The sequence below is a fragment of the Stutzerimonas stutzeri KOS6 genome, from assembly GCF_000307775.2.
GTDB lineage: Bacteria > Pseudomonadota > Gammaproteobacteria > Pseudomonadales > Pseudomonadaceae > Stutzerimonas > Stutzerimonas stutzeri_B.
In genome coordinates this window covers 305,547-323,426 of record NZ_KK020675.1, presented here as the reverse complement: position 1 = coordinate 323,426, position 17,880 = coordinate 305,547, and the positions used below count along the sequence as shown (strand labels likewise).

General features: G+C 59.8%; 21 protein-coding genes and 1 pseudogene. 19 read left to right on the top strand and 3 right to left on the bottom strand.

What is annotated here, in order from left to right; genetic code table 11:
* Positions 1-3: 3 nt before the first annotated feature.
* Positions 4-987 (top strand): S49 family peptidase, encoded by a 984-nt coding sequence (locus B597_RS25490; protein WP_031323176.1) that lies wholly within the window; start codon positions 4-6, stop codon positions 985-987.
* A 13-nt stretch (positions 988-1,000) separates the two neighbouring features.
* Here the strand turns inward: B597_RS25490 and B597_RS25485 are convergent, their stop codons facing one another.
* Positions 1,001-1,579: a Maf family protein gene (locus B597_RS25485; RefSeq protein ID WP_003293516.1), complete on the bottom strand. Its 579-nt coding sequence runs from the start codon at positions 1,577-1,579 to the stop codon at positions 1,001-1,003.
* 105 nt (positions 1,580-1,684) lie between these two features.
* On the opposite strand from B597_RS25485, the gene B597_RS46195 reads away from it, so the two are divergent.
* The 14 genes from B597_RS46195 to B597_RS25415 all read left to right on the top strand — a co-directional run bounded on the left by B597_RS46195 (position 1,685) and on the right by B597_RS25415 (position 13,366).
* Positions 1,685-2,212, top strand: a complete 528-nt coding sequence (locus tag B597_RS46195; RefSeq protein ID WP_003293517.1) for a YceD family protein — start codon at positions 1,685-1,687, stop codon at positions 2,210-2,212.
* A 12-nt stretch (positions 2,213-2,224) separates the two neighbouring features.
* The gene (rpmF, locus tag B597_RS25475) at positions 2,225-2,407 is read left to right on the top strand and encodes a 50S ribosomal protein L32 (RefSeq protein ID WP_003293518.1); all 183 of its coding nucleotides are present in this window, start codon (positions 2,225-2,227) and stop codon (positions 2,405-2,407) included.
* 3 nt (positions 2,408-2,410) lie between these two features.
* Positions 2,411-3,481, top strand: coding sequence for a phosphate acyltransferase PlsX (gene plsX / locus B597_RS25470; protein WP_031323175.1), 1,071 nt, complete (start codon positions 2,411-2,413; stop codon positions 3,479-3,481).
* A gap of 63 nt (positions 3,482-3,544) precedes the next feature.
* Positions 3,545-4,483: an ACP S-malonyltransferase gene (fabD, locus tag B597_RS25465; protein ID WP_003293521.1), complete on the top strand. Its 939-nt coding sequence runs from the start codon at positions 3,545-3,547 to the stop codon at positions 4,481-4,483.
* A gap of 14 nt (positions 4,484-4,497) precedes the next feature.
* Positions 4,498-5,241: a 3-oxoacyl-ACP reductase FabG gene (gene fabG, locus B597_RS25460; protein WP_003293523.1), complete on the top strand. Its 744-nt coding sequence runs from the start codon at positions 4,498-4,500 to the stop codon at positions 5,239-5,241.
* 196 nt (positions 5,242-5,437) lie between these two features.
* Entirely contained in the window at positions 5,438-5,674 is a 237-nt protein-coding gene (gene acpP / locus B597_RS25455) for an acyl carrier protein (RefSeq protein WP_003283670.1), read from the top strand.
* 160 nt (positions 5,675-5,834) lie between these two features.
* Positions 5,835-7,079: a beta-ketoacyl-ACP synthase II gene (gene fabF / locus B597_RS25450; protein ID WP_003293525.1), complete on the top strand. Its 1,245-nt coding sequence runs from the start codon at positions 5,835-5,837 to the stop codon at positions 7,077-7,079.
* Between the two features lie 2 nt (positions 7,080-7,081).
* Entirely contained in the window at positions 7,082-7,897 is an 816-nt protein-coding gene (pabC, locus tag B597_RS25445; RefSeq protein WP_003293526.1) for an aminodeoxychorismate lyase, read from the top strand.
* Positions 7,894-8,964: an endolytic transglycosylase MltG gene (mltG, locus tag B597_RS25440; RefSeq protein ID WP_003293528.1), complete on the top strand. Its 1,071-nt coding sequence runs from the start codon at positions 7,894-7,896 to the stop codon at positions 8,962-8,964. Before pabC ends, mltG begins: the two co-directional genes overlap by 4 nt.
* Entirely contained in the window at positions 8,961-9,593 is a 633-nt protein-coding gene (tmk, locus tag B597_RS25435) for a dTMP kinase (RefSeq protein WP_024161596.1), read from the top strand. Before mltG ends, tmk begins: the two co-directional genes overlap by 4 nt.
* Positions 9,586-10,572 (top strand): DNA polymerase III subunit delta', encoded by a 987-nt coding sequence (locus tag B597_RS25430; protein WP_003293531.1) that lies wholly within the window; start codon positions 9,586-9,588, stop codon positions 10,570-10,572. The genes tmk and B597_RS25430 overlap by 8 nt, the downstream gene beginning before the upstream one ends.
* Positions 10,573-10,603: 31 nt before the next feature.
* Positions 10,604-10,960, top strand: a complete 357-nt coding sequence (locus B597_RS25425) for a PilZ domain-containing protein (protein WP_003283656.1) — start codon at positions 10,604-10,606, stop codon at positions 10,958-10,960.
* 102 nt (positions 10,961-11,062) lie between these two features.
* Positions 11,063-11,848 (top strand): TatD family hydrolase, encoded by a 786-nt coding sequence (locus tag B597_RS25420; RefSeq protein ID WP_003293533.1) that lies wholly within the window; start codon positions 11,063-11,065, stop codon positions 11,846-11,848.
* 120 nt (positions 11,849-11,968) lie between these two features.
* The gene (locus B597_RS25415; protein WP_003293535.1) at positions 11,969-13,366 is read left to right on the top strand and encodes an amino acid permease; all 1,398 of its coding nucleotides are present in this window, start codon (positions 11,969-11,971) and stop codon (positions 13,364-13,366) included.
* A 219-nt stretch (positions 13,367-13,585) separates the two neighbouring features.
* Here B597_RS25415 and B597_RS25410 read toward each other — a convergent pair whose 3' ends face one another.
* Positions 13,586-14,719, bottom strand: coding sequence for an aminotransferase class V-fold PLP-dependent enzyme (locus B597_RS25410; RefSeq protein WP_003293536.1), 1,134 nt, complete (start codon positions 14,717-14,719; stop codon positions 13,586-13,588).
* Positions 14,720-14,793: 74 nt separating this feature from the next.
* Here B597_RS25410 and B597_RS25405 point away from each other — a divergent pair, with 74 nt between their 5' ends.
* The 4 genes and pseudogenes from B597_RS25405 (at position 14,794) to B597_RS25395 (ending at position 16,908) form a co-directional block, all read left to right on the top strand.
* Entirely contained in the window at positions 14,794-15,414 is a 621-nt protein-coding gene (locus B597_RS25405; RefSeq protein ID WP_003293537.1) for a TetR/AcrR family transcriptional regulator, read from the top strand.
* A 39-nt stretch (positions 15,415-15,453) separates the two neighbouring features.
* A pseudogene (locus tag B597_RS46190) lies at positions 15,454-15,576 on the top strand (radical SAM protein); the annotation flags it as partial.
* Between the two features lie 279 nt (positions 15,577-15,855).
* On the top strand, positions 15,856-16,107 hold the full coding sequence (locus B597_RS25400; RefSeq protein WP_003293540.1) for a BPSL0761 family protein: 252 nt from the start codon (positions 15,856-15,858) through the stop codon (positions 16,105-16,107).
* 165 nt (positions 16,108-16,272) lie between these two features.
* On the top strand, positions 16,273-16,908 hold the full coding sequence (locus B597_RS25395) for a hypothetical protein (RefSeq protein ID WP_024161594.1): 636 nt from the start codon (positions 16,273-16,275) through the stop codon (positions 16,906-16,908).
* A gap of 253 nt (positions 16,909-17,161) precedes the next feature.
* Here B597_RS25395 and B597_RS46835 read toward each other — a convergent pair.
* Positions 17,162-17,880: hypothetical protein (locus tag B597_RS46835; protein WP_192939376.1), on the bottom strand; the 719-nt coding region annotated here is incomplete at its 5' end.

The following is a 17,880-nucleotide window of genomic DNA, read 5'->3' as shown; positions in this document are numbered from 1 at the left end:
TGTATGTCAGATGAATGGAAGGCTCCGGTGGAGGAGCGCAAGGAAGATCGGGATAGCTGGAAGCTGCTGGAGAAAACACTGCTCGCCGGCGTTCAGGAACAGCGCCGTGCAAGGCGCTGGGGCATATTCTTCAAGTTGCTGACGTTCGTTTATCTTTTCGGGGCGCTGGCCTTGTTTTCCCCTGCCTTGCAATTCGGCAAGGGCAACGCTGTGAGTGAAAGTCACACCGCTGTGATCAACGTGCGGGGCATGATCGCCGATGAGGAGTCCGCCAGTGCCGATAATGTCGTCGGTGCCTTGCGGGCCGCCTTCGAGGACGTCAATACCAAGGGCGTGATTCTGCGTATCAACAGTCCTGGTGGCAGTCCGGTGCAGTCGGGCTACATCTTTGACGAGATTCGGCGTTTGCGCGGCGAGTATCCGGCCATCAAGGTGTATGCCGTGATTACCGATCTGGGGGCCTCCGGCGCCTACTACATCGCCAGTGCGGCCGACGAGATCTATGCCGACAAGTCCAGTCTGGTTGGGTCGATAGGTGTTACGGCGGCGACTTTCGGCTTTGTCGACGGCATGGAGAAGCTGGGGGTCGAGCGTCGTGTCTATACGGCAGGCGAGCACAAGGCCTTCCTGGACCCGTTTCAGCCCGAGAAGCCGGAGGAAACCCGCTTCTGGCGTGGCGTGCTGGCCACCACTCATCAGCAGTTCATCGATAGCGTGAAGCTCGGTCGTGGCGATCGGCTTCAGGATGCGGAACACCCCGAACTGTTCTCGGGGCTGATCTGGTCGGGTGAGCAGGCGCTTGAGCTGGGGCTGATCGACGCCCTGGGTAGCACTGCCTACGTGGCACGCGAGGTGATCGGCGAGCCTGATATCGTCGACTTCACCGTCAAGGAGTCTCCGCTCGATCGCTTTACCAAGAAGCTGGGTGCCGGTGTTGCCGAGCGGCTGGCAATGCTGGTCGGGCTGCAGGGGCCTGCGCTGCGATAGTGAAGGCCTGTGTTCAGGGGATTTCGACGCCTTCGGCCAGTAGCATGTCGACCAGGCGAATCAGTGGCAGGCCTATCAGGCTGGTGGCGTCTTCGCCTTCGGTGGCGCGGAAGAGGCTGATGCCCAGGCCTTCGGCCTTGAAGCTGCCGGCGCAGTCGAAGGGTTGCTCGGTGGTGAGGTAGCGTTCGATCCTGGCTTCATCCAGCGACCGGAAATGCACGGTGAACGGCACGCAGTCCACCTGGATTCGGTTGGTCGCGCTGTCGAGCATGGCCAGTCCGGTCAGGAAGCGAACGCTTTTGCCGCTGGCTGCCTGCAGTTGCTGCTTTGCCCGTTCGAACGTATGCGGTTTGCCAAGAATCTTCTCGCCCAATACTGCTACCTGATCGGACCCGATGATCAGATGGTTCGGGTAATCGGCCGCCAGCGCCCTGGACTTTTGTTCGGCGAGTCGGCGGACGAGCCGCTCGGCGTCTTCTCCGGGGAGTGGGGTTTCGTCGATGTCTGGCGCATGGCTTTCGAACGGCAGTTGCAGGCGAGAAAGCAATTGCTGGCGATAGCGGGAGCTGGATGCGAGCAGCAGGGGGAGCATGATTCCTTCCTTTATATACAGGCGGCGAGATTGTATGCGCTGGACGATGAGCGTGGGCGGAATTCCTTTGACAGCTGGCGGGCGCGTCCCTAGAATGCCGCGCTTATGTTGAAAGGACCGATACCTCCGCACGTTGATCCGCGCAAGCTCGCTGACCGAGCGGCCACCCTGGGGGGTGAGCTGCAGTTGTCACAGCTCAAGCGGCTCGCCGATCCTCTTGAAGAGGATGAGGGTGTGGTGCGCGCCAGTTTCACCTTTGGTCGCGATGAGCAGCGTACTGCGGTTATCCACAGTCAGCTCGATGTTGAAGTCAAGATGATTTGCCAGCGTTGTCTGGAGCCGGTTGTTCTGCCGATTCACAGCGAATGCGATTATGCGGTTGTGAATGAAGGGGCGAGCAGCCAGCACCTGCCCAAGGGGTATGACGTGCTGGAAGTGGGAGAGGATCCTCTGGATCTGCTGGCGCTGGTCGAAGACGAGCTGTTGCTCGCTCTGCCGATTGTTCCACTCCATGACCCTGAAATTTGCCAGCCGCCGGTTGGGCCAGATGAGCCTGATCCGAGTGAGGACGAGGTAACGCGGTCCAACCCGTTCAGCGTACTGGCGCAGTTAAAGCGTGACCCAAACGTTTAGGAGTTGATCCAAATGGCTGTTCAGCAGAACAAAAAATCCCGTTCCGCCCGTGACATGCGCCGTTCGCACGACGCTCTCGAGCCGAACGCTCTGTCCGTGGAAAAGAGCACCGGTGAGGTTCACCTGCGTCACCACGTTTCCCCGGACGGTTTCTACCGTGGTCGCAAGGTGATCGACAAGGGCGCTGACGAGTAATCCTTGTCCGCTCCGGTCATCGCGATCGATGCAATGGGTGGGGACTTCGGTCCCCACTGCGTTGTTCCGGCCAGTCTTTCCTGTCTGGCTGAAAGCCCCTCGCTGCACCTGGTCCTCGTGGGCCAATCATCTTTACTCGAACAGCTCGTTGCCCAGCATTCAGGGGTTGATCGTTCGCGTCTGAAAATCGTTGATGCACCCGAAATGATCGGCATGGACGAGCGGCCCAGCCAGGCATTGCGTGGCAAGCCGCGCTCCTCGATGCGCATCGCCCTCGAACAGGTTCGTGATGGTGCGGCTCAAGCCTGTGTAAGCGCCGGCAATACCGGAGCGCTCATGGCGCTGGCACGGCAGGTGCTCAAGACTTTGCCCGGTATTGACCGGCCAGCCATGGTCACGGCGATACCGACGCAGGGTGATCCTTGCCTGTTGCTGGATCTCGGCGCAAATGTCGACTGCGCCGCCGAGCAGCTTTTTCAGTTTGCGGTGATGGGCGCCGTGGCCGCCGAGTCGCTTGGGCGAATGCGGCCCAGGGTGGCGCTGTTGAATGTCGGGACCGAAGAGGTCAAGGGGAACCAGCAGGTCAAACAGGCCGCTCTCCTTTTGCAGCAGGCAGCTGATCTCAACTACCTGGGGTTCATCGAGGGTGATGGTCTTTATCGGGGCGAGGCCGATGTCGCTGTGTGCGATGGCTTCGTAGGCAATGTCCTGCTCAAGGCCAGCGAGGGTGTGGCAAGCATGCTGGTTGCCCGTGTCGAAGCCCTGTTCCGGCGCTCGTTGGGGGCTCGCATCGTCGGTGTCGCGGCCTTGCCGCTCCTGCGCCGGTTGCGTGCCGAACTCAGCCCCGCGCAGTACAACGGTGCCAGTTTTCTCGGTCTGCAGGGCATCGTCGTGAAAAGCCACGGCGGTGCCGGTGCCGACGGGTTCAAGGTGGCCATTCGGCGTGCGGCCTCGGATGTCGAGCATGATCTTCCTGCGTTGCTCGGTCGCAGGCTAGGGCCTTTCCTGGCCGCTAGCCAGCTGCCGGTAGAGTGCGGCGATGTGACTGGCGGGAATGCTCGGTCATCCAACTGAAATTCGGCGCGCCTGTCGTTGGCGTATTCTTCAAGACGAACAGAACCACAAGAGAGTCGTTTCATGTCCGCATCAGTCGCTTTCGTCTTTCCCGGTCAGGGCTCGCAATCGCTTGGCATGCTGGCCGAGCAGGGTGCTCAGCAGAGCGTGATTCTCGATACCTTCGCCGAGGCCTCCTCGGCCCTGGGCTATGATCTCTGGGCGTTGACTCAGCAAGGCCCCGAAGAGCAGCTCAACCAGACCGACAAGACGCAGCCTGCCATTCTCGCTGCATCCATTGCGCTCTGGCGTCTATGGCGTGCCGAAGGTGGTCCTCTTCCCGATTTCGTTGCCGGTCATAGCCTCGGTGAATATTCCGCTCTTGTGGCTGCTGGCAGCATGCCGTTTGCTGATGCGGTCAAGCTGGTGGAGTTGCGTGGCCAGTTGATGCAGCAGGCCGTGCCCGCGGGTCAGGGTGGGATGGCGGCGATTCTGGGGCTGGAAGATGCCGATGTGTTGGCTGCCTGTGCTGAGGCTGCGCAAGGTGAAGTCGTCAGTGCGGTCAATTTCAATGCGCCTGGCCAGGTTGTGATCGCGGGTAGCGCCGCGGCCGTCGAGCGGGCCATTGAGCTGTGCAAGGCCAAGGGTGCCAAGCGAGCGATGGCTCTGCCGGTGAGCGTGCCGTCTCATTGCGATCTGATGCGTCCCGCTGCCGAGCGATTCGCGGCGTCGGTCGAGGCGATCGAATGGCAGGCGCCGCAAATTCCGCTGGTGCAGAACGTGAGTGCGGCAGTGGTTGCGGATCTGGGCTCGCTCAAGCGCGATCTTCTGGCGCAGCTCTATAGTCCGGTGCGCTGGGTCGAATCCATGGTGGCCCTGAGTGAGCGTGGCGTGACCGGTTTGGTGGAATGCGGTCCCGGCAAGGTTCTGTCCGGCCTGAACAAGCGCTGCGTCAAGGGCGTCAGCACCTACAATCTCGATACCCCCGAAGCCTTCGCGGCGACTCGTGCCGCACTGGCTTGAACTAGGAGAATGCTATGAATCTGCAAGGTAAGGTGGCGTTGGTAACCGGCGCTAGTCGCGGGATCGGCCAGGCCATTGCCCTTGAGTTGGGCCGCCAGGGTGCCATCGTGATCGGTACGGCGACCACATCGTCCGGTGCCGAGCGCATTGCCGAAACCCTGAAGGACAACGGTATCGAAGGTGCCGGCCTGGTGCTCGATGTTGGAAACGACGAGTCGGTCAGCAGCACGCTGGAGCACATCCAGCAGCACCTCGGGCAGCCGGCCATTCTGGTCAACAATGCCGGCATTACTCGCGACAACCTGATGCTGCGCATGAAGGATGACGAATGGTATGACGTCATCAATACCAACCTGAACAGCCTGTATCGCCTCTCCAAGGCGGTGCTGCGTGGCATGACCAAGGCGCGTTGGGGGCGAATCATCAATATCGGTTCCGTGGTTGGTGCCATGGGCAATGCAGGGCAGGTAAACTACGCCGCAGCCAAGGCCGGTCTGGAGGGTTTCAGCCGTGCATTGGCTCGTGAGGTTGGGTCGCGTGGTATCACGGTGAACTCCGTGGCACCTGGTTTCATCGATACCGACATGACTCGCGAGTTGCCGGAAGCCCAGCGTGATGCGCTCCTGGGGCAGATTCCCCTGGGCCGTCTCGGTCAGGCCGAAGAAATTGCCAAGGTCGTCGCGTTTCTCGCTTCGGACGGCGCTGCCTATGTCACGGGTGCCACGGTGCCGGTGAATGGCGGCATGTACATGAGCTGAGTGTGACGTCCAAGGCAGGAGGGCAGTCATAACGACTGTCTTTTTAAATTAGCTATAAAACTGCAGCTGGCTTATAGACAGATGGTTGAAGGCGAGGTCATGCTTGCCTGCTTCCAGCTTGAAATGCGGAAAACGCTTTCTATACACTACCGCGCAGACCAGCTGCCTGATTTTTCCATAGGAGTGAAAACAAGGTATGAGCACCATCGAAGAACGCGTCAAGAAAATCGTTGCTGAGCAACTTGGCGTTAAAGAAGAGGAAGTAACCAACAGCGCTTCCTTCGTCGAAGACCTGGGTGCCGACTCTCTTGACACCGTTGAGCTGGTGATGGCTCTGGAAGAGGAATTCGAGACCGAGATCCCGGACGAGCAGGCTGAGAAGATCACCACCGTTCAGGAAGCCATCGATTACATCAACGCGCACGCGCAGTAAGTTGTAATCCGCTTCGGAACCAGGAAAGCCGCACTGCCTTGATCGAGGTAGTGCGGCTTTTCTTTGAGAGGAATTGTCTCGGGTTGCGGCTTTGCCCCGGGGGTCGTTCCTGTCTCGGCGGCAGTCGAGCCAAGTAGGTTTAGGTATAGGAGTAATCGCTGTGTCGCGTAGACGCGTCGTAGTCACCGGGATGGGCATGCTATCGCCACTGGGTAACGATGTGCCAAGCAGCTGGCAGGGAATTCTGGCCGGCCGTAGTGGCATCGGCCTGATCGAGCACATGGACCTTTCTGCCTATTCCACTCGTTTTGGTGGGTCGATCAAGGATTTCGATGTCGAGCAGTACTTGCCGGCCAAAGAGGCACGCAAGCTCGACCTGTTCATTCAATATGGTCTTGCAGCGAGTTTTCAGGCTGTGCGTGATTCCGGACTGGAAGTCACGGACGCCAATCGTGAGCGCATCGGCGTCGCCATGGGCTCCGGTATCGGCGGGCTGACCAATATCGAGAACAGCTGCAAGGCGCTGATCGAGCAGGGCCCACGGCGTATTTCACCGTTTTTCGTGCCGGGTTCCATCATCAACATGGTGTCAGGTTTCCTGTCTATCCACCTGGGGCTGCAGGGTCCGAATTACGCCATCGCCACCGCCTGCACCACTGGCACGCATTGCATCGGTATGGCGGCGCGCAACATCGCCTATGGCGAAGCCGATGTCATGGTTGCCGGTGGCTCCGAAATGGCTGCCAGCGGTCTCGGTATTGGCGGGTTCGCGGCAGCGCGCGCATTGTCTACCCGCAATGATGATCCGGCTGCGGCGAGCCGACCGTGGGACAGGCAGCGCGATGGCTTCGTGCTATCCGATGGTGCCGGAGCGCTGGTGCTCGAGGAATTGGAGCACGCCAAGGCGCGTGGTGCACACATCTATGCCGAGTTGATCGGCTTCGGCATGAGCGCCGACGCGTTCCACATGACGTCACCGCCCGACGATGGCGCCGGTGCAGCGCGCTGTATCCGCAATGCCCTGAAGGACGCTCAGCTGAATGTCGAGCAGGTGCACTATATCAATGCCCACGGCACCTCCACGCCCGCGGGTGACAAGGCCGAGGCTGCTGCCATTCGCAGTGTCTTCGGCGGCCATGCCTATGAACTGTCGGTGAGTTCCACCAAGTCCATGGTCGGCCATCTGCTCGGCGCCGCCGGCGCGGTGGAGGCGATCTTCAGCGTGCTGGCCATTCGCGATCAGGTTGCGCCGCCGACCATCAATCTGGACGAGCCGGACGAAGGTTGTGACCTCGATTTCGTACCGCACCAGGCCAAGCCGAGGCCAATCGACGTCGCCGTGTCCAATTCGTTCGGCTTTGGTGGAACCAACGGTTCGCTGGTGTTCCGCCGGTTCGCCGAGTGACATTGAGCTGGCTGAACGGGCAGCCCTGCGATGGGCTGCCTGTTCATGATCGCGGACTGGCCTATGGCGACGGGCTGTTCGAGACGATCAGGGTGGTGGACGGCAGGGCCCTGCTGATCGAGCGGCATCTCCAACGCCTGAGTGAGGGCTGCCGACGTCTCGCCATTACCATCGACGCTGTCGAGTTGCGCAACGAGCTGGTGCATTTCTGTCAGCTGCTGGGGCAGGGCGTCGCCAAGCTCGTCGTTACACGTGGCATCGGCCAGCGCGGCTATGCGCCGCCACAGCCTTGCCAGCCTCAGCGCCTGCTACTGGGCGCGCCGCTTCCCGCCTACCCGCCACGGCATGCCGAAGCCGGTGTGCGGCTCTTTCCTTGCAGTACGCGTCTCGCCGAGCAGCCCTTGCTCGCCGGCATCAAGCATCTGAATCGCCTGGAGCAGGTGCTGGCACGAGCCGAGTGGCAGGACCCCGCTTATGCTGAAGGCCTGATGCGCGATGTGTCCGGCAGGGTGGTCGAGGGCGTGTTCAGCAACTTGTTCCTGATCGAAGACGGCACGTTGTGTACTGCTTCGCTGGTGCGCTGTGGCGTTGCCGGTGTCATGCGTGCGGAGGTCATGGCACGGGCTGCTCAACTGGCGCTACCGGTCGTCGAGCGGGACATTAGCTACGCCGAACTGCTGCAGGCCGATGAGGTTTTCCTTTGCAACAGCCTCTACGGTGTCTGGCCGGTGACAGGTTTGGCTGAGCGTGTCTGGCCGGTCGGTCCGCTGACCCGTAAACTGCAATCCGTTGTCGCCGACCTGTTGAGTGATTCGTGATCCGTAAACTTCTTGTCTTGCTGCTGACGGTGATGCTGTTGGCAGCGATCGCATTCGGGCTGTTCGCCTGGAAACAGCATGCTGCCCTGGAGCAACCCTTGGTCGTCGCTGACGATGCCCTTCTGCTTGACGTGCGACCGGGCGATACGCCCAGCGGCGTATTTCAGCGATTGGAGACTGAGGGTGTACTTGAGAACGCCTTCTGGCTACGCCTCTACTGGCGTTTGAATCTGTCTGGCCAGCCCCTGCATAGCGGCGAATACCGTCTGGCTCCGGGTATGACTGCGCGAGAGATGATCGGCCTGTGGCAGCGCGGCGAGGTCGTACAGTACAGCCTGACCCTGGTCGAGGGCTGGAATTTCCGCCAGTTGCTAAGTGCCTTGCAGGGTCAGCCCAAGCTGCAGCAAACGCTGGACGGTCTGTCCGACGCGCAAATCATGGCGCGAATCGGTGCGCCTGACCTGCACCCGGAGGGACGGTTCTTCCCTGATACCTATAGCTATACCCGCGGTGCATCCGATGTGGACCTCCTGCGCCGGGCCTATGCGCGGCTGCAGCAGGTGCTCGACGAGGAATGGCAGCGGCGGGCTGAGGGCCTGCCATACAAGGACGCCTACCAGGCGCTGACCATGGCCTCGATCATCGAGAAGGAGACCGGTGTGCCGGAGGAGCGTGGCGAGATCGCCGGTGTCTTCGTGCGGCGGCTGGCGCGCGGCATGCTGCTGCAGACCGATCCGACCGTCATTTACGGCATGGGCGAGGCCTATAAGGGGCGTATCACGCGTGCCGATCTGCGCAAGCCGACACCCTACAACACCTATACCAACGCCGGGTTGCCACCGACGCCGATTGCCATGGTCGGGCGCGAGGCGATTCACGCTGCATTGCATCCGGCTGAAGGCACCAGCCTCTATTTTGTTGCCCGCGGTGATGGCAGCCATGTCTTCAGCGATACGCTTGACCAGCACAATCGCGCGGTGCGCGAGTATCAGCTCAAGCGGCGTGCCGACTATCGCTCAAGTCCCCCACCACGCCAGACGCCGGCTAACGGCGAGAGTGTTCAATGAACGGACTCTTCGTCACCCTCGAAGGCCCCGAAGGGGCCGGGAAAAGTACCAACCGCGAGTACCTTGCGCAGCGCTTGCGAGCCCGCGGTCTGGATGTGGTGTTGACCCGCGAGCCCGGAGGTACGCCGCTGGCCGAGCGCATTCGCGAACTGCTGCTTACCCCCGCGTACGAGCCGATGGCCGTCGATACGGAGCTGCTGCTGGTGTTCGCCGCCCGCGCTCAGCACCTGGCGCAGGTCATCCGGCCGGCGTTGGCGCGTGGTGCGGTGGTACTCTGCGACCGTTTCACGGATGCCACCTATGCCTATCAGGGAGGCGGCCGTGGGCTGTCGATCCAGCGCATTGCGCAACTGGAAACCTTCGTCCAGGGCGATCTAAGACCTGATCTGACCCTGATTTTCGACCTTCCGGTCGAAGTGGGGCTGGCGCGAGCTGCGGCACGAGGCCGCCTCGATCGTTTCGAGCAGGAAGGAATGCGCTTCTTCGAATCGGTACGGCGGGCCTATCTGGAACGGGCTCGGACCGCGCCGTCGCGCTATCGGGTTATCGACGCCGGCCAGTCGCTGGACGCCGTGCAGCAGGATATCGATGTGCTGGTGCCCGAGCTGCTGGAGCGTCTCGATGGCTGAAGTCCTTCCCTGGCAGGCAGAACTCTGGCGGCAACTGGCAGGCCGTGCTCGGCACGCGCACGCCTACTTGCTGCACGGCCCGGGAGGCATCGGAAAACGTCAGCTAGCCGAGCAACTGATGGCATTGCTGCTTTGCCAGCGTCCCGCCAATGGGCATGCCTGCGGAAACTGCAAGGCGTGCCAGCTCCTGGCTGCGCACACCCATCCGGACCATTACATTCTGGAGCCCGAGGAGGCCGACAAGGCCATACGGGTGGATCAGGTGCGTGATCTGGTTGGCTTCGTCACGCAGACCGCCCAGTTGGGTGGGCGCAAGGTAGTGCTGCTGGAGCCGGCCGAAGCCATGAACCTGAATGCGGCGAATGCGTTGCTGAAAAGCCTCGAGGAGCCCTCCGGCGATACGGTGCTGCTGCTCATCAGCCACCAGCCCAGTCGCCTGCTGCCAACCATCAAGAGCCGCTGTGTCCAGCAGGCCTGCCCATTGCCGGGACGCCAACAGAGCCTCGACTGGCTAGCCGGCCAACTACCCGAGCTTGCCCCTGAGTTGCGCGAGCAGTTGCTGACACTGGCGGCAGGTTCGCCACTGGCAGCCCGGAAACTACACGAGCAGAAGGTATTGGAGCTGCGAGCGCTGGTGGTGGACGGGGTGAAGAAGCTGCTCAAGCAACAGCAGTCACCCAGCCAACTGGCCGAAGGCTGGAACGCGCTGCCGTTGATCCTGCTGTTCGACTGGTTCTGCGAGTGGACGCACCTGATCCTGCGGTACCAGATGGCCGGCGATGCGGCCGGGCTCGGCGCTGCCGATATGCAGAAGGTCGTGCAATACCTGGCGCAGAAGTCGTCTCAGCAAAAAGTACTGGTCTTGCAGGATTGGTTGCTGGAGCATCGGCAAAAGGTTCTGGGCAAAGCCAACCTCAACCGTGTCTTGCTTCTCGAAGCGCTACTGGTGCAGTGGGCAACGCTGCCTGGCGCGGGCTAGAATCGATCGGTATCTTCGTTAGGAACACTGCATGAGCCTGCCAGCAAATCTTGGTCCGCGTAACGGCATTCTGTCCCTGACCATCAAGGACAAGTCGGTGCTCTATGCTGCGTTCATGCCCTTCATCAAGCATGGCGGTCTGTTCATTCCGACCAACAAGAGCTACAAGCTCGGCGACGAAGTGTTCATGCTGCTCAACCTGATGGATGAACCGGAAAAGATTCCGGTGGCCGGAAAGGTCGTGTGGATCACCCCGAAAGGCGCTCAGGGCAGTCGGGCAGCCGGCATCGGCGTCCAGTTCAACGAAGGCGACAGCACCGCACGCAACAAGATCGAGACCTACCTGGCCGGTGCGCTCAAGTCGGATCGTCCGACCCATACGATGTGAGGCACGGTCTGCGCAGCGCTCGCTTGGCCTAAGCGGCGCCGGCTCTCTTGACTGGTTTTTTGCTCTACAATCGCTTTTTTTTTGCGATAAGTAGCGCCTTCCATGCTGGTAGATTCCCACTGTCATCTTGATCGACTCGACCTGAGCGCCCATGGCGGCTCGCTCGACGCTGCCCTCGGTGCTGCGCGAGCGCGTGGGGTCGGGCACTTCCTGTGCATCGGCGTCAGCGCGGACAATGCGGCGGCGGTCAAGGCGTTGGCCGAACGTTATGCCGACGTCGATTGCTCGATCGGTGTGCATCCGCTGGATCTTGAGCCGGGCAGCCAGCCGCTGCTGGACTGGCTACTGGGCGAGCTGCAGCACCCGCATGTCGTCGCCATCGGCGAAACCGGGCTCGACTATCACTACGAGCCTGACGCAGCGCAGATGCAGCAACAGTCGTTTCGCCTGCATCTGGAGGCGGCTCGCATAACGGGCAAGCCGGTCATCGTGCATACCCGTGCGGCTCGTGCAGACACGCTGGCATTGCTTCGGGATGCGGCGTTGCCACAGGCAGGCGTCCTGCATTGCTTCACCGAGGACTGGGAAATGGCCCGGGCGGCGCTCGACCTGGGGTTCTACATCTCCCTGTCCGGCATCGTTACCTTTCGCAATGCCGATGCGTTGCGCGAGGTGGCGCGGCAAGTACCCGCTGACCGCCTGCTGGTGGAAACCGATGCGCCCTATCTGGCACCGATTCCGTATCGTGGAAAGGCCAACCTGCCGCAATACGTGCGCGAGGTAGCCGAGTTCCTCGCACAGCTGCGCGGAGTGCCGTTCGAGGCACTGGCCGAGCAAACTACGGAAAACTTCAAACGACTATTTCCGCTGGCGCGGGTTTGTGGCTGACGCGATCGTGATGCCGTCAGCCGCCGTTGGCGCGCCATGATCCGTCTCTTCAGTCCCAGCCCCACGCGGCGCGCACCGGGTGCGCGCCGCTATCATTCTTCCTGTTCATAAGGTTGCGTAATGTCCGCTGACACGCTGCACACGGGGCCGCTGCAACGAGGCCTGAAGAATCGCCATATTCAACTGATTGCGCTGGGCGGCGCGATCGGAACCGGGTTGTTTCTCGGATCGGCAGGCGTACTGAGAAGCGCTGGCCCGTCGATGATCCTCGGATATGCCATCGGCGGCTTCATCGCCTTTCTGATCATGCGCCAGCTCGGTGAGATGATCGTCGAAGAGCCGGTCGCCGGCTCCTTCAGCCATTTCGCGCACAAGTACTGGGGCGGATTCGCCGGTTTCCTTTCCGGCTGGAACTACTGGGTGCTGTACGTCCTGGTAGGCATGGCCGAACTGACGGCGGTGGGCAAGTACGTGCAGTTCTGGTGGCCGGAGATTCCCACCTGGGCCACCGCGGCGGCGTTTTTCGTACTGATCAACCTGATCAATCTATCCAACGTGAAAGCCTTCGGCGAGACGGAATTCTGGTTCGCTATCATCAAGGTCGCAGCCATCATCGGCATGATCCTGCTCGGCCTGTTTCTGCTGGTCAGCGGGCAGGGCGGGGAACAGGCGAGCATCAGCAACCTATGGAGCCACGGCGGGTTCTTCCCCAACGGCTTCAGCGGTCTGGTGCTGGCTTCGGCGATCATCATGTTTTCCTTCGGCGGGCTGGAGTTGGTGGGTATTACGGCTGCCGAGGCGGCTGATCCGAAGACCGTCATCCCGAGGGCGATCAACCAGGTGGTTTATCGCATCCTGATCTTTTATATCGGCGCGCTGACGGTGCTGCTGGCGCTCTATCCGTGGGATGCACTGCTGCAGACACTGGGTTCGGCGGGCGATCCATACAGTGGCAGCCCCTTCGTGCAGATTTTTTCCCTGATTGGCAGTGATACGGCAGCGCACCTGCTGAACTTCGTCGTGCTGACCGCTGCGCTCTCGGTCTATAACAGTGGCGTTTATTGCAACAGTCGCATGCTGTACGGGCTGGCCGAGCAAGGCGATGCACCGCGCAGCCTGATGAAGATCAATGGCCGCGGCGTACCGGTGCTTGCGATCGCCGTTTCGGCGCTGGTGACGCTGTTGTGCGTGGTGGTCAACTACCTGCTTCCGCAAGGTGCGCTCGAATTGCTGATGTCGTTGGTGGTGGCGGCGCTGGTGATCAACTGGGCAATGATCAGCCTCGCCCATCTGAAGTTTCGTCGGGCGATGCGGCGCCAGGGCGTGGAGCCGAGCTTCAAGGCATTCTGGTTCCCGCTGAGCAACTATTTGTGCCTGGCCTTCGTAAGCGCAATTCTGGTCATCATGCTGTGGTTGCCCGGCATCCGAATGTCGGTGTTCGCCATGCCTGTCTGGGTGGGCTTTCTCTGGTTGTGCTTCCGGATCCGACGGACGCGTTTGCAGCCCGGGACGGCGTGAGCCTGGCTTGGCCAGGACAAAAAAAACCCGGTTTCGGAGAAGCCGGGCCAAGACCATTAGGAGTTATGAAATCGCAATCCTGGCGACCTCATCTGGTGAGGCAGTGGGGGGGATTGCCTCGCCAGTCAGTCAAGTATTAGCCCTGTACTGCAAGTTTGCAGACGCATTTCCATGCTTTTTAAACGTATTTGGAATACCGCTCCCGTTCATTGATCGCCTTCAGTGCGCTGCCAGGCCATGAAGCAGGGCGAGCGTTTCTTCGATCACGTGTTCCGCCGTGTAGAAATGTGGAGACAGTCGGATCCCGCCTCCGCGTAGCGCGCAGACCACTTGTTCGGCCTTGAGTTGCTCGAACAGCGCCGCGTTTTCCCAGCCTGCGAGGCGGAATGAGAGGATGCCGGAGCGTCGATCTTCCTCGGCGGGCGAGAGTATTTCGGCTCCCTCCAGTGCGGCCAGCCCCTGGCGCAGCCAGTCGACTCGCGTATTCAACGATGCGGCGACCCGCTCCATTCCTGTTTCCTCGAGCACCGACAGGCTCGCTTCGAGTGCCATGGCGCCCAACAGGTTCGGACTGCCGCATTCGAAGCGCCTGGCACTGCGTGCCGGCTCCCACTCGCTGCGGTCGTAGTCACCGGCGTGCTCGAGCATGTGCCAGCCGTACTCGTGCAGCTTCAAGTGCTCGCGCAGGTCGCTGCGGCAATAGAACACGCCAAGCCCTTCGGGGCCGAGCATCCATTTGTGGCCATCAGCCATGGCAAAGGCGCAGCGGTTTTGCCGGACGTCGAAGGGCAGTGCGCCGAGCTGCTGGATCGCATCGATGCACAGCAGTACACCTCGCTGTTCGCAGCCTGCCCCTAGGCGGTCGAGATCCAGCCGCATGCCGCTGGCGTACTGCACGGCGCTGATCGACATCAATCGTACCCGCGGTCCGCATGCGGCGAGGAGGTCGCCTTCCGGATCGGCTCCCTTGAGGCTGACCTGGATGACCTCTACGCCGTACGGCCGCAAAGCCTCCCAGACGACGCGATTGGATGGGAACTCTTCATCGCTGATGACGACCCGGTCCCCGTTCTTCCAATCCAGCCCGAATGCAACGAAGGACAGCGCTTCGGATGTGTTCTTCACCAATGCCACGTCGGCGCTGGTCGGCGCATTGAGCAGCCGGGCCAGGCGCTGGCGCAGGCTGCGCTCGACCGTGAGCCATTGTGGGTAGTCGCGTGCGCCCAGGGTCGCATTCTGATCAGCGAAGGCGCTCACGGCGCGGGCTGCGCGGCGAGGCCAGGGTGCGACGGCCGCGTGGTTCAGATATCTCAAACCGACTATTTGCGGGAATTCGTTATCTAATTGAATCATTGCTGGATGTTCCGTGCATTTCATGACCGGTTAGGCATAATGGCGGTCTCGATTTTCACCGAAGCAGCCTTCTTATGCAGAATGAACCTCGTAAGGTCCGCGAATTTCGCCGTCGCGAACAGGAAATTCTCGATACCGCGTTGCAGCTTTTCCTCGACCAGGGCGAGGACAGCGTCACTGTCGAGATGATTGCCGATGCGGTGGGTATCGGCAAAGGCACCATCTACAAGCACTTCAAATCCAAGGCTGAAATCTACCTGCGGCTGATGCTCGACTATGAGCGCGATTTGAACAGATTGTTGCATTCTCCTGATCTGGACCGCGACAAGGAGGCGTTATCGCGCGCCTACTTCGAGTTCCGCATGCGTGATCCCCAGCGCTATCGGTTGTTCGATCGCCTCGAAGAGAAGGTGGTCAAGGGCAATCAGGTGCCGGAAATGGTCGAGCAACTGCACAGTATTCGCGCATCGAACTTCGAGCACCTGACCCAGCTGATCAAGGGGCGCATCGCCGAAGGAAAGCTGGAAGACGTGCCTCCCTACTTCCACTACTGCGCAGCCTGGGCGTTGGTGCATGGTGCCGTCGCGCTCTATCACTCGCCGTTCTGGAGCAACGTGCTGGAGGATCAGGACGGCTTCTTTCAGTTCCTGATGGATATCGGCGTACGCATGGGCAACAAGCGCAAGCGTGACTGAAGCGACCGAGCAGATGATGGACGGGCAGGTGTGGCATCCATGAGCGCGAGCGAATTTCCCATTCGATATGTCGAGCCGGTTTTCCGGCCGCCCAGCGAATCACACTCGCTGATTCTCCCGGTGACCAATGGTTGTTCGTGGAACAACTGCACTTTCTGCGATTAGTTATCCCAATACGCGGTCCTAAACCTCAACTCAAAAGCCCACATCCAGCATAGATATCCCTGATATTTATTTGGTGAGGGCTTGTTGGTGCGAGTTTAAGAGCTAGATTTATCCAGAACGAGTACATAAAAACTAAGGAATATCGTAGGGCCGCTCATGCCAGGGTGTATGAGTCGATATGACAGAACTGAGTGGCTAGGCCATGTGAGTGTTGGCCAATATAGGTCTGCTAGTCCTTATGAACCAAGGTTTGGAACATTATTTGGAGGGCTTGGCATGACCATGCCGCATGAGCGCACCAGGGTAGCCATCCACACCAGAGATTTTTTGGTCGAGTTGTCACGAAGTGTCGAGCTGCCGGAGGATGTCAGATCCAGTGCAAAGCACTTGCTGCGGCACTATCCGAACGCAACTGAAGTTTTTTTGGCAGGGAAAGGCGAAGAGCTTCTCGCAAGCACTATTTGCTGGTCGAATGTATTCAGTTCCGCCGCCGAGTATTTATTTCAGGGGGATTACTGTCAGCCATGACCGGCTGCAGTCCACCCAAACCTGGCTGTCGAAACGGGCAGAAATCGGCCAGGAGCGGTCATCCAGGGAGAGCAGATTCGACCAGAAACAGTCTCCCTGTACGCATCCAGCGAGGCGCATTGGAGTCTGCTGACGTTATGATGCCCATCTGCATAGGAGGACATCTTGGACAAGCAAACGCAGATATTGAGATTGGTGCAGGAGCTAGAAGACGAGCTCGATCAGTTTCCCCTCTCCAGCGTAATCCGATCGCACGCGGAGTTAACTGAACAAGCACTCGATGCTTGGTCTGATCGCCTCCGGGACATAGGCCATCCGGGGCGCAAATTCTGGGATCACCCAGCGGAGCTAATGTACGACGAGGTCGGTGTACTGCTCGGGGCCATGTTTGTACTTATTCAGGCGGCCATCACCGAGACGGTTTCGATTGTAAAGCGGATCTACGAGCTAAACGGACAGAAGATAAATAAAAACGCCGTGATGTCGTTGGAGGCAGATCTCGATTCGAGGTCAAGCCTGAGCTACGTCGCGATCGCAAACGGAGCAGCAAATTTTTATAAACACCGCTTCGAGTGGCCGAAGGACTGGCGCGGCGCGCCAGGGCAATCGCAAGACACAATCACTCTTATCCGCACACTAGGAATGAGCCCCGAACAAGATTTGGCGGATAACCTGCTTTCCGCCGTCCATGCCATCATGAATTCAACTGACAGCAACCTGGCAGACTTAGCGGGGCTGGTCGTGGAGCGATGGCGATCGCGACTTGCGCTGCACCTCCGTGGGCAGTTCCAGTTGGCCTAGTTTCCCTAGTGTGGAAATGGACATACTTGTCCTTTGAGTGTCGCAACGCCGCTCGCTCGTCGTCCAAGCACTGATCAGCCCGGAACTAGCTGAGCTCTACCAATTAGGAGTGACAGAAGCCGGCCAAAAGCGGACAAGCTTGAGTCGAGCCGCAGGAGCGCATCTGAGGGTTGAATGGCTCTATGAAAGCAGCGCTTATTCACCCCCCGCTCCAATAGACATCCCCAGCCTATACTCGCATTTCGTTAATAAGCTAGCCTGTAGCTTTTCCCCAAGGACCAATTCCCTCAATGATTGTCCGACCTAAAAACTTCCTATCTAGCTGGTTCTCCTGCTTTTTAATTGCAGATTTCAAGTTGCTTACATTGTAGTTGGCATGTGCCAAACGACTCTGAATTGTGGGAGCGAACTCATCGAGTTCATCTGTTTCCAATCTCATCCAGCCATACGCCCGCCGATCTGCTGATTCCATGAAGAGAATCCACGCTGCGAATGCATTCTCATCGCTCTCTGACTTCCAGTAAGAGCTCCACCAATAGCGCGCGCAGGCTTCTTTATGTCGCCATTGTGCTGTTTCATTTCTTCGTGATATTTGAAGATTCTCTTCTGGCCCCTCAGGCCAAACATCGAGAAGCGGATTCCCGCTTTTGAAGCCATACAGTTTCTGCGCTCGTTGACGCCGCCAGACCACCCCAGAAGATTCGTCAGTCTGAATGACACGATCCAGCCACGCCTCTTTGCCGTTCACGCTGGCTGCAATCGCTACCTCAAAGAGTTGCTGATCGTTACTAGCATTATCCACCACCTCCTTAAGCAGCCTTTCAACTTCTTCCGATTCAGGTGCGCGAAAGAGCATTTGAGTCATTTCTTCAATTAGAGCCACCCCAACGAAACGAGTTATCAGAGCCTCACTCAGGGCTCGCCACAACATCACCCCCTGTTTAGGCGATGCAATAAGCAGAGCTTCGCACA

Bases quoted from the DNA above. Each gene is read 5' to 3' on its own strand.
- B597_RS25490 (WP_031323176.1), top strand. From the start codon at position 4: ATGTCAGATGAATGGAAGGCTCCGGTGGAGGAGCGCAAGGAAGATCGG.
- B597_RS25485 (WP_003293516.1), bottom strand. From the start codon at position 1,579: ATGCTCCCCCTGCTGCTCGCATCCAGCTCCCGCTATCGCCAGCAATTG.
- B597_RS46195 (WP_003293517.1), top strand. From the start codon at position 1,685: ATGTTGAAAGGACCGATACCTCCGCACGTTGATCCGCGCAAGCTCGCT.
- rpmF (WP_003293518.1), top strand. From the start codon at position 2,225: ATGGCTGTTCAGCAGAACAAAAAATCCCGTTCCGCCCGTGACATGCGC.
- fabD (WP_003293521.1), top strand. From the start codon at position 3,545: ATGTCCGCATCAGTCGCTTTCGTCTTTCCCGGTCAGGGCTCGCAATCG.
- fabG (WP_003293523.1), top strand. From the start codon at position 4,498: ATGAATCTGCAAGGTAAGGTGGCGTTGGTAACCGGCGCTAGTCGCGGG.
- acpP (WP_003283670.1), top strand. From the start codon at position 5,438: ATGAGCACCATCGAAGAACGCGTCAAGAAAATCGTTGCTGAGCAACTT.
- tmk (WP_024161596.1), top strand. From the start codon at position 8,961: ATGAACGGACTCTTCGTCACCCTCGAAGGCCCCGAAGGGGCCGGGAAA.
- B597_RS25430 (WP_003293531.1), top strand. From the start codon at position 9,586: ATGGCTGAAGTCCTTCCCTGGCAGGCAGAACTCTGGCGGCAACTGGCA.
- B597_RS25425 (WP_003283656.1), top strand. From the start codon at position 10,604: ATGAGCCTGCCAGCAAATCTTGGTCCGCGTAACGGCATTCTGTCCCTG.
- B597_RS25420 (WP_003293533.1), top strand. From the start codon at position 11,063: ATGCTGGTAGATTCCCACTGTCATCTTGATCGACTCGACCTGAGCGCC.
- B597_RS25415 (WP_003293535.1), top strand. From the start codon at position 11,969: ATGTCCGCTGACACGCTGCACACGGGGCCGCTGCAACGAGGCCTGAAG.
- B597_RS25410 (WP_003293536.1), bottom strand. From the start codon at position 14,719: ATGATTCAATTAGATAACGAATTCCCGCAAATAGTCGGTTTGAGATAT.
- B597_RS25405 (WP_003293537.1), top strand. From the start codon at position 14,794: ATGCAGAATGAACCTCGTAAGGTCCGCGAATTTCGCCGTCGCGAACAG.
- B597_RS25400 (WP_003293540.1), top strand. From the start codon at position 15,856: ATGACCATGCCGCATGAGCGCACCAGGGTAGCCATCCACACCAGAGAT.